This window comes from Corallococcus macrosporus DSM 14697 (genome assembly GCF_002305895.1).
GTDB classification, from domain to species: domain Bacteria; phylum Myxococcota; class Myxococcia; order Myxococcales; family Myxococcaceae; genus Myxococcus; species Myxococcus macrosporus.
Genome location: NZ_CP022203.1, coordinates 7,369,660 through 7,384,969 on the forward strand (window position 1 = coordinate 7,369,660; position 15,310 = coordinate 7,384,969).

Annotated in this window: 12 protein-coding genes; 9 read left to right on the plus strand and 3 right to left on the minus strand. The window is 69.9% G+C overall.

What is annotated here, in order from left to right; all coding sequences use genetic code 11:
* The first annotated feature begins 5 nt into the window (after nt 1–5).
* The 3 genes from MYMAC_RS29730 (at nt 6) to MYMAC_RS29740 (ending at nt 3,561) form a co-directional block, all read left to right on the plus strand.
* Nucleotides 6–1,265, plus strand: a complete 1,260-nt coding sequence (locus tag MYMAC_RS29730; protein WP_095960517.1) for a hypothetical protein — start codon at nt 6–8, stop codon at nt 1,263–1,265.
* Between the two features lie 6 nt (nt 1,266–1,271).
* Nucleotides 1,272–2,933: a sensor histidine kinase gene (locus MYMAC_RS29735; protein ID WP_095960518.1), complete on the plus strand. Its 1,662-nt coding sequence runs from the start codon at nt 1,272–1,274 to the stop codon at nt 2,931–2,933.
* A 253-nt stretch (nt 2,934–3,186) separates the two neighbouring features.
* The gene (locus MYMAC_RS29740; protein ID WP_095960519.1) at nt 3,187–3,561 is read left to right on the plus strand and encodes a hypothetical protein; all 375 of its coding nucleotides are present in this window, start codon (nt 3,187–3,189) and stop codon (nt 3,559–3,561) included.
* 7 nt (nt 3,562–3,568) lie between these two features.
* On the opposite strand, the gene MYMAC_RS29745 is transcribed toward MYMAC_RS29740, so the two are convergent.
* From MYMAC_RS29745 to MYMAC_RS29755, 3 genes are all read right to left on the minus strand, one after another.
* A complete protein-coding gene (locus MYMAC_RS29745) occupies nt 3,569–4,423 on the minus strand; it encodes a DUF1206 domain-containing protein (RefSeq protein ID WP_013938185.1) in 855 nt (284 codons plus the stop codon).
* A gap of 122 nt (nt 4,424–4,545) precedes the next feature.
* Nucleotides 4,546–5,361: a TIGR02452 family protein gene (locus MYMAC_RS29750; protein ID WP_095960520.1), complete on the minus strand. Its 816-nt coding sequence runs from the start codon at nt 5,359–5,361 to the stop codon at nt 4,546–4,548.
* 105 nt (nt 5,362–5,466) lie between these two features.
* The gene (locus MYMAC_RS29755; RefSeq protein ID WP_095960521.1) at nt 5,467–6,333 is read right to left on the minus strand and encodes a hypothetical protein; all 867 of its coding nucleotides are present in this window, start codon (nt 6,331–6,333) and stop codon (nt 5,467–5,469) included.
* Between the two features lie 230 nt (nt 6,334–6,563).
* Here MYMAC_RS29755 and gstA point away from each other — a divergent pair, with 230 nt between their 5' ends.
* The 6 genes from gstA to MYMAC_RS29785 all read left to right on the plus strand — a co-directional run bounded on the left by gstA (nt 6,564) and on the right by MYMAC_RS29785 (nt 15,178).
* Nucleotides 6,564–7,172, plus strand: coding sequence for a glutathione transferase GstA (gstA, locus tag MYMAC_RS29760; RefSeq protein ID WP_013938182.1), 609 nt, complete (start codon nt 6,564–6,566; stop codon nt 7,170–7,172).
* Nucleotides 7,169–7,528, plus strand: coding sequence for a VOC family protein (locus tag MYMAC_RS29765; protein WP_013938181.1), 360 nt, complete (start codon nt 7,169–7,171; stop codon nt 7,526–7,528). Before gstA ends, MYMAC_RS29765 begins: the two co-directional genes overlap by 4 nt.
* A 147-nt stretch (nt 7,529–7,675) precedes the next feature.
* Nucleotides 7,676–7,942: a hypothetical protein gene (locus MYMAC_RS29770; protein WP_170114786.1), complete on the plus strand. Its 267-nt coding sequence runs from the start codon at nt 7,676–7,678 to the stop codon at nt 7,940–7,942.
* Nucleotides 7,943–8,185: 243 nt separating this feature from the next.
* The gene (locus tag MYMAC_RS29775) at nt 8,186–9,238 is read left to right on the plus strand and encodes a UvrB/UvrC motif-containing protein (RefSeq protein ID WP_095961730.1); all 1,053 of its coding nucleotides are present in this window, start codon (nt 8,186–8,188) and stop codon (nt 9,236–9,238) included.
* Between the two features lie 204 nt (nt 9,239–9,442).
* Complete coding sequence (locus tag MYMAC_RS29780; protein ID WP_239989083.1) at nt 9,443–12,397, plus strand: PQQ-dependent sugar dehydrogenase; 2,955 nt, start codon at nt 9,443–9,445, stop codon at nt 12,395–12,397.
* Nucleotides 12,398–12,757: 360 nt separating this feature from the next.
* Nucleotides 12,758–15,178: an Ig-like domain-containing protein gene (locus tag MYMAC_RS29785; protein WP_239989084.1), complete on the plus strand. Its 2,421-nt coding sequence runs from the start codon at nt 12,758–12,760 to the stop codon at nt 15,176–15,178.
* Nucleotides 15,179–15,310 lie beyond the last annotated feature (132 nt).

Consider the following 15,310-nt stretch of genomic DNA (forward strand, 5'->3'; position numbering starts at 1 on the left):
CTCCCATGCACCTGTCCCCTTCCCGCCCCATCCCCCCGGGCCTGCCCCGCGCGCTGCTCGTCACGAGCGTGCTGCTGGCCTCGCTCTCCCACGCACAGACCACGCCGCTGGAGGACAACAACCGCATCACCGCGGGCTACATCGAGCTGGCCTATGAAGTCGGCGGCCTGCTGGACCCCTCCCTCACCCCGGGTGGCGTCAGCGCCGTGCGGCCCAACTGGTTCGTCTTCGCGCCGCACGCCTCGCGCACCGGCGGTGAAGGGCTGCTCGGCGCGTCCCTGGCCCGGAGCGTCATCCGCGTCGCGCGCGGCCAGCCGTCCTTGTCGCTCCAGCAGGCGCTGGGGCGCGTGGGCCTCACGGGCACCCTGCACCCGAACGTGCAGCAGCTCGGCGTCGAGCTCGTGCTGTCCGGCCTGCCCATCGACGTGGCGGCCTCCCTCGCCTCGCTCACCACGGCGCTCAATGGCGCCGCCCTGCTGGACCCGCGCACGCTGCTGGCCACCACCCACCGCTTCGTGGCGCTCTACGCGAGCGCGCCCGGCGTGCACCCGCTCGACAAGGCGGAGCGCATCGTGGACACGCTGGAGCGCACGCTGAACGAGAGCAACCTCGCCATCTTCACGGACATTGGCGGCTCCGGGCGCCTCTACATGGACTGGCGCGCGGGCGCGGGCGTGGTGACGCCGGAGCGCGTGCTGACGGAGTTCACGCTGGCGGGCGCGGTACCCGCGCAGTCCCGCCTGGCCTTTGACTACGCGGTCGCCCACGCCTTCGACACGCCGCGCCCGTTCCAGTTCGACACCCTCTTCCCCGGCATGCACTGGAAGAGCCTGCTGGTGGCGGCCTTCGCGCTGTACGAAGAGGCCCGCCTGGCGCCCACGCCGGCCGCGCGCGACGCGCTGATCGCCATGGGCAACAACTACATCGCCTGGCGCGAGCAGCACGACATGGCCCAGCCCGTCTTCTCCCCCGCCGTCCAGCGCCCGGACGAGGTGTCACGCGTTGAACTGCTGCGCGCCATCACCCCGCTGCTGTCCACGGACTTCGGGACGATGACGTGGACCTACGCGGACTTCGCCTACAGCCAGCCGGACCGCGACGGCAACCCGCTCACCGCGCCGCCCACTGAGTACAACTGGGCCCACTTCTGGGACCGCTGGACGGGCATTCTCTTCGCATTCGACGAGGCCTATCTTCAGCCCACGGCGCTCTGGGTCATGCCTGAACCCCTGGTGGACCCCACGGCGGCAGCGAACGGAGGCTGAGCGCGCATGGGCGAGTCGGGGCCTGGGGGGGGCCGGAAGCGGGGACGACGGGACAGGCGCCGTGAGCCGGCTGACGCGCCGGCCGACTTGACGCCTCCTGAAGGCCAGGAGAATTTCCCGGCCCGCATGAGAGTCGCTCCGTCTTCCGAGCCCGTTCGTCCTTCGGAGCCCGCCGCCCCCACCGAGCTGCCCGCCCACGCCGCCGACGAGGCCAGCCTGTCCGCCGAGGCCCGGCTGTGTGTGCTGCAGGAGATGATGGGCGAGGCCTTCTTCACGCTCGACGCCCACGGCCGCGTCCGGGAGATGAACGCGCGCGCCGCCGCCCTGCTGGGGCTGCCCGCCGAGCAGGTGCGTGGCCAGGAGCCCTGGCTCGCCCGGCCGGAGCTGGCGGGCACGGTGCTCCACGAGCGCCTGATGACGGCGCTCACCGCGCGCGAGGGCGGCCGCTTCCTGGCGGAGCTGCCGTCACGAACCTGGCTGGAGGTGACGGTCCGCGTGGTGGGCGACGAGACGTGGGTACTGGCCGCGGACATCACCCAGCGTCAGCTCGCGGAGAACGAGGTGGCCCGCACCGAGGAGCGCTTCCGTCAGCTCGGCGAGCGCTTCCAGGTCGCGCTCGACTCGGCGCAGATGGCCGTCTGGGAGACGAACCTCGTCACCGGCCAGGTCTTCCGCTCCGAGGGGCATGACCGGCTCTACGGCTACGCGCAGCCCCAGGCGGAGTGGACGCATGCCAAGTTCCTCGCCTCCATCCACCCCGAGGACCGCGCGGAGGTGGAGGCCCAGGTCTCCTCCATCTTCACCCAGCACGTGGACGCCTACACCTCCACCTTCCGCACCTGCTGGCCGGACGGGAGCTGGCACTGGCTCACCAGCCGCGCGCGGGTGATTCGCGACGCCACGGGCAACGTGGCGGTGGTGCGCGGCGCCATGCTGGACATCACCGCGCTGAAGGAGACGGAGGCCGCGCTGCAGGAAGCCGTGCGCACGCGGGACGACTTCCTCTCCATGGCCAGCCACGAGCTGCGCACGCCGCTGACGTCGCTGCGCCTCCAGGTCCAACTGCTGCGGCGCCTGGGCGGCACCACGCCCGACGCGGCCATCGGCTCCGACAAGGTCTCCGGGAAGCTGGACAACACGGAGCGCCAGCTCCGCCGCCTGGGCGCGCTGGTGGACAACCTGCTGGACGTCAGCCGCATCCAGACGGGGAAGCTGGACTTCCAGTTCATGGAGGGAGACCTGGCCGGCGTGGTGTCGGACGTCGTCTCCCGCTTCACGGAGGAGGCGCGGCTGGCGGGCGTGCTCCTGGACTCGCACGTGGACACGCCGGCCCCGTGCCGCTTCGACCGGCTGCGCATGGAGCAGGTGGTGAGCAACCTGCTCACCAACGCCTTCCGCTACGGCGCGGGCAAGCCGGTGAAGGTGACGCTGCGGCACACGCCGGACTCCCTCCGGCTGGTGGTGCAGGACGGCGGACCGGGCATCCCCGAAGCGGACCGGAGCCGCGTCTTCGAGCGCTTCACCCAGGGCGACAACGCCCAGCGCCGCGGCGGCCTGGGGCTGGGGCTCCACATCGTCCGGCAGATCATCGAGGCGCACGGGGGCCGCGTGCATGTGGAGGAGGCGCCCGGAGGTGGCGCCGCCTTCGTGGTGGATTTGCCACGCTAGGCCCCATGCCCCCCTGCCCCACGGGCGCGGTGGGACATCCACTCATCAACACATGCGGGGCGCGGCCCACGCGGTGGGGCGCGGCCCACCCTCCGATTTCTTACACCCTGACGCCTTCTGGAAAGGACTTGGCGCCATCAGTGAATCAGGGCGTGCCGAACGGGTGCATCATGCCGCCCGGTTCGGCGTCCAGGTGGGTGCATGTGCAATCCCAGTCATGGTCGCGCCGGCCGTTCCGTCAGGAGGCGCTCCGATGTGGATTGAGAGCATCATCATGCCGCGAGAGGACGACTCGGAGCCCTACGTCCCCGCCCCACAGCGGGACCGGCGCAACGGCATAGCCGCGGCGTTGGAGCAGAGCCGCAAGCTGCGTGACGCCGTACAAGGCTTCGTGAGCGCCCACGACTTGTCGGACGGCGTGAGGTGGCTCAGCGAACCCGGCCTCCTGCCCGTCATCACCATCCACTGCACGGACTTCGCGCTGGCGAAGCTGCGCGAAGCCGCGGACTTCGTGGTGGGGAGCGCCGCGCCCATCGACACCTACCCCGCCCTGGTCGGCGCGCAGGCCCAGGTGGCGCCCCAGGCGCTGCTCACGCCGGCCTTGGCCCACCTGCAGCGGCGCGTGTAGGCCCCGCTCACGACGGCGTGGGGATGTGCCGGTAGCGCGCCGCGCAGAGCTGATAGACGGCGTACCCGACCAGGCCCAGCGCCACGACGCCCAGCAACCAGGGTCCGAAGGGCTGCGCGGCCAACGTGCCCAGCGCTTCGCCCAGACCGCCCGCCTCGCCCGGGTCCGCGCTCAACGCGGCCTGGATGAAGAACCAGCCCACCAACAGGAACACCACGCCGCGCGCGGCGACGCCCGCCTTGCAGATGCGCTCCACCCACGTCCGCCGGCGCGCGGCCAGCCCGGACAGGGTCAGCTTCTCCAACATCCGCCCCTTCCAGGCCCGGTAGAGCTGGTACCCGGCGAACGCCATCACCGCCACCCCCACCAGGACGACCAGGACCTGACCGAAGGGCTGCGACAAGAGCTTCGCGGTGAGGCCCTGATTGCCTCCGCTGCCACCTCCGCCTCGGCCACGCAGGAGGTTGAAGGCCGTGAGCGCGAGGCTGGCGTGAATCACCCCGCTGCCCGCCATGCCCACGCGCGCCGCGATTCCCTTGCCCGAGCGGCCCTTGTCCTCCAAGTCCCACGCGGCCTGGGCGAAGCGCCACAGCGCGAAGGCCAGGAGCCCCACGCCCAGCAGCACCAGCAGCACCGAGCCGAAGGGCTGGCGCGCCACCTCCGCCACGGCGCCGTGCGTGTCCGTCGTCTGACCGCCCTCGCCCGCGGCCAGCATCAACGCCAGTACGCCAATCACCGCGTAGACGGCGGCGCGCGCGGTGTAGCCCACGCGGGCCGCCCACTCCACGCCGCCGCGGCCCGCTTCCTTCCCCGCCCGCGCCACCCGCTGGATGTCGGGCCCACGCAACGTCCCGGTCGCCATGTGTCCTCGTTCCTTTCCGGTGTCCCTGCCGCGTTCCGGAGGGAACGATGCACACGGCCCCAGCGGCCCCCAACGGCCGCTCGCCCGGCTGCCCGCCCAGGGCGCCGGGGCCGTTGCGCGCTTCACGCGAAGTGCGCCTGGAACGCGCGCAGGTTGGGCCCGTCGCCGCCGCGCTCGTAGACGGCGAAGACGACATGGTCGAAGGCACCGGGGAGCGAGCCCAGCCCCAACGCGAAGGCCTCCGCGACCTCCACCGGGTTGTTGCGGAACACGCCGCAGCCCCAGGCGCCGAGCACCAGCGTGCGGTGTCCCTGGTGCGCCGCGACCCGGAGCACCTTCAGGGCCCGCGCCTCCAGCACCTTCCGGATGCGGCCGCCCATGTCCCGGTCCCGAGCCAGCGCCACGCCCGCGTTGGGCGCGGGCGCCGTGAGGAGGGACACCGTGAAGGGCTGCTCCAGCAGCGCCAGGTCTTCATCGCGGAAGAAGGGCACGTCCGGCGCGTAGATGAGGTGGTCCGTGTAGAGCGGCGAGGGCTCCGCGCGGTTGGCGTCGTAGTACTCGCGCTGCGAGAGCAGGCACGCGTACAGCGCCGAGCAGCGCGCCAGGTCCTCCTCCTGCGCCTTCGCTCCGCCCAGGAATCCCCCGCCGGGATTCTTCGCCGACGCGAAGTTGAGCGCGGCCACCTGGGACGCGCCCGCCTCCACCAGCCGACGAGCGGCGGCGCCCGTCTTCTCCGAGGTGACTTCGATTCGAGGCGCCAACGGCGTGTCGGCCAAAGGGAACGACAGGCGCGAGAAGTCCCCCGGCCGGTACAGCGCCGTGCCGGAGACCGCGCGCTCCACGGCCTCCCCCAGCTCGACACGCCGCCCCGAGGGCGCCAGGTACTGGCCCCGCTCGAGGATGTCCACCGTCTGCTGTCCAATGCCCTTCAACGACATACCCTGCGTCCTGTCTGTCAGCGCTCGCGCGAAGGCGCCCGAGCCTTGGTGTCACAAAGACACGAACAAGCCTCGGGCACCCTGACAGGCGCCAGGGACGGCACCTCAGTCGCAGCCGACGCGCTGCGTGCTCACCACCACGTTGTCAATCCACGTCTCCGAGCCGGACGCGCCCAGCGGGTGGACGAAGCCGTAGCCCACGGAGAAGTTGTTGAAGGCGCGCATGCCGATGTTGGTGAAGTCGTGCGCCAGCGCACCATCCACGTACACGCGCGTGTTGCCATGGGTGCTCGACGTGCTGTCGCGGCGGACCTCCCACTCCAGGCACACCCAGCGCCCCGCGTCCATGCCCAGTTGGATGGGCTCGGGCTGGCGGTTCCAGCCCTGCCCTTCGCGGAAGGACCAGTCATCCAGCGCGAAGCCGCTGTCCTGCATCACCTGGAGCTCGAAGCCACCGAAGTCCGCGTCGAAGTTGGACAGCACGAAGAAGGTGCCCATCTGCCCGAAGGCCCCTGGCAGCGAGCGCAGGTAGACGTGCGCGCGCACGAAGAGCTGGGTCTCGAAGGCCGGGATGCGCTTCTGCCACTGCGCGATGGCCGTCCCCGGCCGCTGCCGTTCGTCGTGCCCATCCTCCGTGACGACGTGCAGCGCGCCCGGGCCGTTGCGCGTCCGGGTGCTGTCCACCTGGATGGAAGCGTTCTCCGAGCTGGGGGTCCAGCCGTTGGTGTCGTTGCCGCTGTCGAACAGCTCGCAGAGCAGCGTGTTGGCGGGACAGGTACCGGGCTCGGTGCTGGGGCCCGGATTGTCGTCGCCCGCGTCGGCGCCGGTGCCGGCATCCGTCCCCGCATCCATGCCGGCGTCGGCCCCGGCGTCGGTGCCGGGAGGGTTGTCGTCGCCGTCATCCGAGCACGCCGGCAGCACGCCCAGGGACAACACCGCGAGTGGAAGCAGGAAGGACCGCTTGAGACGCATAGGTTCAGGTATCCGGACAGGCCCGCGGGGCCGGGCATGCACTGAGGGAAAGAGGCCGGACGGGCTCCCCGGACCGGTGCCGACCATCGCGAATCCCTATCACTCACAGTACCTGCGGGTCACCCGGGCAGGCCCGACCCAGGGGGCGCCTGGAGGAGCAAGGCCGACCTTCTCCGACCCGCGGCTGAATTCATGGCGAACGGCGAGGGAGTCGTGCAGGAATCCGCGCCATGAAACTCTTCTACTCTCCTGGTGCCTGTTCGCTGTCGCCCCACATCATCCTTCGCGAGGGCGGCTTCGCCTTCACCACCGAGAAGGTGGACATCCGCGCCAAGAAGACGGCGGCGGGCGAGGACTTCCTCGGCATCAACGCCAAGGGCTATGTCCCGGCGCTGCAGCTCGATGACGGCAGCCTGCTGACGGAGGGCCCCGCCATCGTCCAGTACCTGGCCGACCAGGTCCCCGACAAGAAGCTGGCCCCGGCCAACGGCACGCTGGCGCGCTACCGCCTCCAGGAGATGCTCAACTTCATCTCCACCGAAATCCACAAGGGCTTCAGCCCGCTCTTCAACCCGGCCTTCCCGGAGGAAGGCAAGCGGCTGACGAAGGAGCGGCTCGCGCTGCGCCTGGGCGTGCTGGAGGCGGTGGTGGCGAAGCAGGCGTTCCTGATGGGTGAGCAGTTCACCGTGGCGGACGCGTACCTCTTCACCACGCTCAACTGGGCCGGCCACACGAAGGTGGACCTGGAGCCGTTCCCCGCGCTGCGCGCCTATCACGCCCGCGTGGCGGACCGGCCCTCCGTGCAGGAGGCGCTGAAGGCCGAAGGCCTCGCGAAGTGACGGCCGCCTTCGTCAAGCTGCTGGTGACGGACAGCGCGCGCTCGGTGGCCTTCTATGAGGCCCTGGGCTTCACGCGCGTGAGCGCCGAGCCCCCCTTCGTCCACCTCCGGTGGGCGGAGGCGCTGGACGTCTACCTGGTCACGCCGCCGCCGCAGTTGAAGCTGGAGGGGCGGCGCGGCACCGGGGTGCTCGTCGGCTTCCGCGCCGAGGCACCGCACAGCCTGGATGAGGTCCTCCTGCGCGCCCAGGCCCAGGGCGCCACCGTGGAGGGCCCCACCGTCCAACCCTGGTACACCCGGGAGCTCATCGTCACCGACCCGGACGGATACCGGCTGAACTTCATCGAGCCGGCGTAGCCTCGCTCCACCGCGAGACGGGGCGCGCGGCCCTCCACGAGGCCGCCGTCCCGCACTCGGCGTGTTGACGCCGTGCGTCCCGAGCACGCGACCACCTGGGCGGATGGACCCGGCTATACTGGGAATCCACTAAAACCAGGAGGCAGGATGCGAGGACTTGTGGGAGCGGTGCTGGCCGTTGGACTGCTGATGGGCTGCGGAGGCATCGAGGACGCCGCGGCGCCCCAGGGCCTCGACGAGTCCGGCGAGGTCCAGGCGATGGCGTGCAGCGACTGCGGCTGGCTCTTCGTGCGCTGTATGTCGCGCGCGCAGACGCCCGAGGCCGAGCAGATGTGCGAGGAGGCGCGGCTGGTCTGCGAGTACACCTTCTGTCCGTGCCCCGGCCTCGGCTGTCCCAGCGCGCAGGCGGAGTGATTTCACCGCGGGGTGAGTGAGGTCTCCGTGCCTGTCCGTCGGCACCAGACGGCGTGCAGGCGCGGGGGCTCGCCCGCGGCGGAGGGCCCGGGCAACGGCGTGGCGGGACCTGCCTGCTCGCCGTGCCGGGCGCTGACGTCTGGCAGGCGCCTCCCCTGGCGGCTTCAGCCCGCGAGCGGGCCCCGCTGGCGCGAGCCGTGGAAGCGACGCGCTTCGCCAGTTACGGTGCGGGCCTCCTGCCTCATGGAATCCCGCGTCGCCGCCCTCTTCGCTCACGTCCGCGAGCACGCGGAGAATCGCCCTGGCGTCTACCGGATGCTGGGGCCTTCGGACGAAGTGCTCTACGTGGGCAAGTCCGTGCGGGTGCGCACGCGGCTCTTGTCGTACTTCCGCGCGGACGCGCATGAGAAGGCGGCGGAGATCATCGCCCACGCGCACCGCATCGTCTGGGAGTACACGCCCAGCGAGTTCGCCGCGCTGCTGCACGAGTTCCGCCTCATCAAGTCGCAGCGCCCCCTCTACAACGTGGAGCACAAGCGGGACCGGGGCCACTGCTTCATCCACCTCACGCGAGAGCCTGTCCCCCGGCTGCGCGTGGTGGGCCGCGCCAACGGCGAGCGCGGCGACTACTACGGGCCCTTCCACGGCCGGAGCGCCGTGTCCGACGTGGTGCGCGCGGTGAGTGACTTGCTGGAGCTGCGGGACTGCGCGGCGGACACGCCCATGCGCCTGGCGGACCAGGGGCAGCTCTTCCCGCTGAAGCAGGAGCCGCTGTGCATGCGCGGGCAGCTCTCCCGCTGCCTGGCGCCCTGCGCCGGAGGCTGCACCCACGCGGAGTACGACGCGCGCGTGGCCCAGGCCCGCGCCTTCCTGGAAGGCACGTCCGACACGCCGCTGACGCTGCTGCGCGAGCGCATGGCGCTGGCGGCCCGCCGCCTCCAGTTCGAATACGCCGCGGAGCTGCGGGACAGGGCGGAGCGGCTGGAGCTGATACGCGGCTGGGTGGTGGAGCTGAGCCAGTTGCTCAAGCGCCTCTCCTTCGTCTACACGGTGCCCGGCCACGGCGGCGAGGACCGCGCCTACGTGCTGCGCCGGGGCAGCGTGCGCGCGGAGCTGCCCGCGCCTGTCACGGCCGAAGAACACCGGGCGCTGGAGCAGCGGGCCCGCGAAATCTTCGAGCAGCCCGAGCCTGAGACGCTGGGCTTCCGGGCGCACGAAGCGCAGGAGGTGATGCTCATCGCCCGCTGGTTTCGACTGCATCCTGTGCCTACCCAAGAATCGGTCGCCGCGACCTGAGCACATCAACTCCACGAACGACAGAGCGTCAATGCGAGCGAGCCGCGCACGCGGTGCTTTGAGAAAGCTACACCTGCACCGCAAATAGCCACCCATTCTCAAGTTCATTCAGAGCCATAGGCTTTCACGGTAAAACTGGACAGCACCAGAAACGCTCACGCAACCCACGGGACGCGCGAGCCTGTCCGACCGGGAGCCATGGTGATGCAATCACAGTTGAGCGCCAGCGAACGAGCGGGGTCTCCCCTCGCGTTCTTCGTCGTGTGCGCGGTCTTCTCCCTCGCAGTGGGCTGCTCGGCGGAGTCCGCTCCGGAACTCGGGGTCTCACGCGCGGGTGCCGTCGTGCAAGACCCCAACTTCGCCGACTCCGTCTTCGTCAGTGGCCTCCAGGGACCGACGACCATGACCTTCGCGCCGGACGGGCGCCTGTTCATCTCGGAGAAGAACGGCTCGCTCCGCATCGTCCAGAACGGCCAGCTCCTGGCGACTCCGTTCATGACGCTCGCCGTGGACACCGGCAACGAGCGTGGGCTGATGGGCGTCGCGTTCGACCCCAACTTCGAACACAACCATTACCTGTATGTCTATTACACGTCGATCGACGGCAGCATCCACAATCGGCTCAGCCGCTTCACCGCCAACGGCAATGTGGTGGTTCCCGGAAGCGAGCTGGTGCTCGCGGACTTCCCGACGCTCGACGCCGCCAACCACAACGGCGGCGCGGTTCGCTTCGGGCTCGACGGCAAGCTCTACGTTTCGGTCGGTGAGAACGCGGTCTCCTCCAACTCGCAGAGCCTGACCACACCGCTCGGGAAGCTGCTGCGCTTCAACCCGGACGGCAGCATCCCCACGGACAACCCGTTCTACGCGACCGCCACCGGGCTCGCCAAGGCGACCTGGGCCATGGGGCTGCGCAACCCCTTCACCTTCGACATCCAGCCCGGCACGGGGCTCATGTTCATCAACGACGTGGGTGAAGGCGGCTGGGAGGAGATCAACCGTGGCCAGGCCGGTGCCAACTACGGCTGGCCGATGACGGAGGGCTACTTCACGAATCGCCCGGAGCTCACGCAGCCGTTCTACGCGTACCCGCATGGCTCCGGCACGGCCGCAGGCAACTGCATCGCGGGCGGTGCCTTCTACAATCCGCCGGTCCCCGCGTTTCCCAACGCGTACGTCGGCCAATACTTCTTCGCGGACTACACCAACGATTGGATTCGGCGCATCGACCCGGACACGGGCGCGCATGCGTTGTTCGCGACAGCCGCCTCGGGGCCCGTGGACCTCGATGTGGGGCCTGACGGCGCGCTCTACTATCTGGCGCGCGGCGCGGGCCAGGTGGGGCGCATCGCCTACACAGCCTCGCTGCCACCGACCATCGCGCAGCAACCGGCGAGCACGTTGGTCTCCGCCGGCCATCCAGCGACCTTCGAGGTGTCGGCGAGCGGCGAGCCGCCTCTCACCTATCAGTGGCAGCGGGACGGCGTGGACATCGCCGACGCGACCTCGTCCAGCTACGTGCTGAGCGCCGCGCAGTTGACCGACAGCGGCGCGCGCTTCCGCGTGGTCGTGACCAACGGGATTGGCTCGACCACCAGCGCCGAGGCGGTGCTGACGGTGACGTCCAACAAGCCGCCGGTGGCCACCATCGTGACGCCGGCCGCGGGCGCGACCTACACCGCGGGCACGAACCTGCTGTTCACCGGCACGGCCAACGACGAGGAGGATGGCACGCTGCCTCCGAGCGCGATGACCTGGAACATCATCTTCCATCACGATACCCACACGCATCCGGCCATGGCCGATACCACCGGCATCGCGAGCGGTGGCTGGCCCATCCCCAACGTCGGCGAGAGCTCGGGCAACGTCTGGTACCGCGTGCGCCTCACGGTGCGCGACTCGATTGGCCTCACCCACACGACGTATCGCGACGTACACCCCGTCACCGTCCCCCTCACGGTGACCACCGTGCCGAGCGGGCTGCAGGTGCTGATGGACGGGCAGCCGTTCCCGGCGCCTCACACAACGACTGGCGTGGTCGGGGTCATCCGCTCGGTAGGGGTTGATTCGCCACAGTACGCGAACGGGAAGTTCTGGTCGTTCGTGTCGTGGTCGGATGGCGGTGCGCAATCGCATACCTTCACCACGCCAGCCAGCGCGGCCACCTACACGGCCACGTTCGCCGAGACCTCCGGCGGGAGCTGCTACCAGCTTCAGAGCGAGCGCTCCGACAAGTGGCTCGTCGTCAACACCGCGGGCAAGGTCGTCGCCGGCAGCACGACGCAATCAGGAGGGCAGATCTTCCAGCTCGTCCCGAACGGTGCGCAATACAAGCTCAAGGGCTCGGGCGACGTGTTCCTCACGGTGGAGGCGAACCAGCTCACGATGAGCGCCAACTTCACCAGCGCGGAGTCGTTCACGCGGCTCGCCTGTGGCTATGGCGGGCGCACGCGTGTCGGCTTCCAGGCTTCCTCGGGAACCGCGCCTCATTGGAAGGAAGCCACGCCGGACGAGCCGATTCAAAGCGGTGACGGCGGCAATGGCGGCGCCTGCAACCCGGCCGATGGCGGTTCCTGGGAGGCCTTCTACCTCGAACCCGTGGCCTGTCCGGATGGCAACACCGCCCCCGCGTGCGGCAATGGCACGGTCGAAAGCGGCGAGCAGTGCGACGACGGCAACACCCAATCGGGCGATGGCTGCGATGCGACGTGCCACATCGAGACTGGCAGCGCTGGCTGCTTCCGTATCCAGAGCGAGCGCTCCGACAACTGGCTCACCGTCGACGGAGCCGGCAAGGTGGCCGCCCTCGGCACGACGCAGAGCGCCGGCGAAGTCTTCGAGCTCGTCACGAGCGGTACGAAATACAAGCTCAAGGGCGCGAGCGGCGCGTACCTGGCGGTGGTCGCCGACCAACTCACCCTGAACGCCTCGCTCACCACGGCGGAGTCCTTCACCCGCCACGACTGCGGCGTCCACGGTGGCCGCAATCGCCATGGCTTCGAATCGTCGACGGGCACCGCGCGCCACTGGAAGGAGACCACCACCAGCGCCCCCATCCAGAGCGGGAACGGCGGCAACGGAGGCGTCTGCAATCCCGCCGACGCGGGCGCGTGGGAGGGCTTCTACCTCGAGCCCGCGACGTGCCCGACGACGAGGTGATGCGTCCCGGTACACCTCCCCGACCCCCGGGGCGCTGAACGAATGGCCCCGCCAGCCGGCAGCGCCCTTCTGATGGACACGGGCCCCGCGATGAATGTCGCAGGGCCTTCGTGCTCAAGCCCGTCAGCGCCAGCCCCACGTTCCTGGCGCTGCGTTGGCGCTCCGGTCGGAGGCGGGCGCCTGCATATGAAGCGCTTTGTATCCATGGCACTCGAGTGCCTGGCGACGGGTGGCCGAACGACTTTGGCCATCCGCGTATTGCACACCGAGCAGTCGGGAACGTTGAGTAGCGCCGAACAGTCCCCGAGGGGGCCGGTCCATCCCGGATTTCATCCTGTTCCTCGGGTGGGGAGACACTTGATGCGAAGCCGTTCTGAAGTGCTGCGGTCGTGGAGCCTGGGCGTGACGCTGGCCTTGTCCCTGGGCGCATGTGGTGTGGAGTCCCAGGAGGAGACGATACGCCCTCAGGGGAATGGGGTGTCGCAAGAGGACGACGGGGCGTTGACGCCTGAGCGCCCAGACGCGTTGGTGGCGTGGGACCCGTATGCGGACGCGGTGGCACCGGGCACCACGGCGACAGTGCTCAACGCGAGCGCGGCGCTGGGCGCTCCGGACGGGCAGGCCGCGACCCTGCTGGGCTTGCTCAACACGGCGCTGACGCTGGACCTGGGCCAGGGCGAGGAAGGCACCGGCGACCTGCGAGTCTACTACCAGGGGTTGTCGTTGGCGCTGGTGGCGCAGGTGGACTTCCTGAAGGCGGACGGGACCCTCATCGGCTCCAGCGTGTTGCGCCTGGTGGAACTGGGCCTGGGGACGCATGTGGCGGTGGCGGCGTACCCGGGGAACGTGCCCTATCGCTACGTGCGGCTGAGAGGCACGGTGCTCGCGCTCTACCTGGTGGACGCGGTGGAGACGTCGCTCCGGGCCTTCTGTGGTGATGGAGTGCTGGGCGGATTCGAAGTCTGTGACGACGGCAATCTGCTCTCTGGCGACGGCTGCAACAGCGTCTGTGAGGTGGAGCCGGGCTACACCTGCACGGGGCAGCCGAGCGTCTGCGACAACAACGCCGCGCCCACGGTCGAGGACGTCAACGCGACCACCCCCGAGGACACGCCGGTGAACATCACCATCCCCGCGGTGGACCCGGATGGCGACGCGCTCGACTTCGCCTTCACCCTGCCCGGCCATGGCACGCTCATGGGCACAGGGGCGACGGTGACGTACACCCCGGACGTGAACTTCGCCGGAGAGGACACCTTCCAGGTCACGGTCTCTGACGGCAAGAAGCAGGCAACGGCCACCGTCTCGGTCACGGTGACGCCGGTCAACGACGCGCCCGCCGCCAACTCCACCGCGGTGGTCGTGAGCTACAACACGACGGCGCCCATCACGCTGACGGCCACGGATGTGGACGGGGATGCGCTCACGTTCACCGCGACGGCGCCCACGCACGGCACCCTGTCCGGAACGGGCGCCCAGTTGCTCTACACGCCGAACGCGGACTTCCAGGGCGAGGACCAGTTCACCTTCGAGGTCAGCGACGGCACGCTGACCTCCAATACCGCCACGGTCAGCATCACCGTCAGGGGGCCGCCTGTCTGCGGTGATGGCTACCTCGATTCAGGTGAGGTGTGTGACGACGGCAACCGCGCCGCGGGAGATGGCTGCCGAGCGGACTGCCAGGGCGTGGAGGTCTGCGGCGACGGCCTGGTCGACAGCACGACGGGAGAGCAGTGCGATGATGGCGGCACGACGCCCGGGGATGGCTGCGACGCCATGTGCCAGCTGGATGCCTTCTCGAATGTGCCCCCCACGCTCATCAGCGGGACGCTGAGCTGCACCACTGCCAACTCGAACACGGGGCGCAAGGCGGCGGTGGATGCATTGGGGCGCTTCTACGTCGTCATGAACTGCGGTGGACAGGTCCATGTCAGCGTGAGCGTGGACCGAGGCCAGACCTGGGTGGGGCCCACGCCGCTGGGCATCACCAGCACGGCGGAAGTCGCGATTGAAGGCGGCCCCACGGGAGTTGCCTACGTCGCGGCCACCGGCGCGGGCGCGCTGCTATTCACCCGGACGGTCGACGCGGGAGCAAGCTGGGAGGCGCCGCGAACCCTCGGCCCGGTGGCCAACCCCACCGTCAGCCTGGATTCCACGGGCGACGCGCTCTACATCGCCGTCTCGCGGGGCGCCAGTGGTGTGCGCGTCCTCCAGAACTTCGAGCGAGGCGCGAATGACTTCAGCGTGACGGACGTGGACCAGAACAATGCCTTCTTCGACGTCATCGTGGACAAGATCAGCGGCGATGTCTTCTCCGTGAGCGACGACCCCTCCTTCCGCATCCGCCGCAGCAGCGACCAGGGGGCCACCTTCGGCCCGCAGAGCTCCCCGCCGGGGCAGGCGTTCTTCTCGGACTGGACGGGCTCCAACGGCTTCATCTACGTGACGGGCGCCTTCGGGGACGACAACGTGGACGTCATCCCGATGTCCTCGCCAGGAACGAGCACGCAGGTGACGGGCCTTCCAACGGACGTAGGTTCCGGGTCCCTCCGGTCGATTGACGCGGATGCGCTCGGCAACGGCTACATCGCGTCCCAGCGAGGGACGGGCAACATCCAGTTGGACCGGATGCGCGTCGGGGCTCCCCTGATTCTGACCGAGGATGCCAGGACGATAGGACCGGGCACCGTGGCCGCCGTCGCGGCGCTCCCGTCGAACGGCGGCGCCCTGGTGGCCTACACGAACGGCACCGGCGTCTACGCCTCGGTGGTGGTGTACTGACTCAACGGGGCCCCTGCTGCGCACCCTCCGGCTCGTCAGGAGGGTGCGCGTAGTCCGCCCTCCACAGCGAGCCCCGGCTGTCTTGCCGTCGAAGTACTCGAAGGCCGGAGTCGAATCGGCGACGTAGTGGAC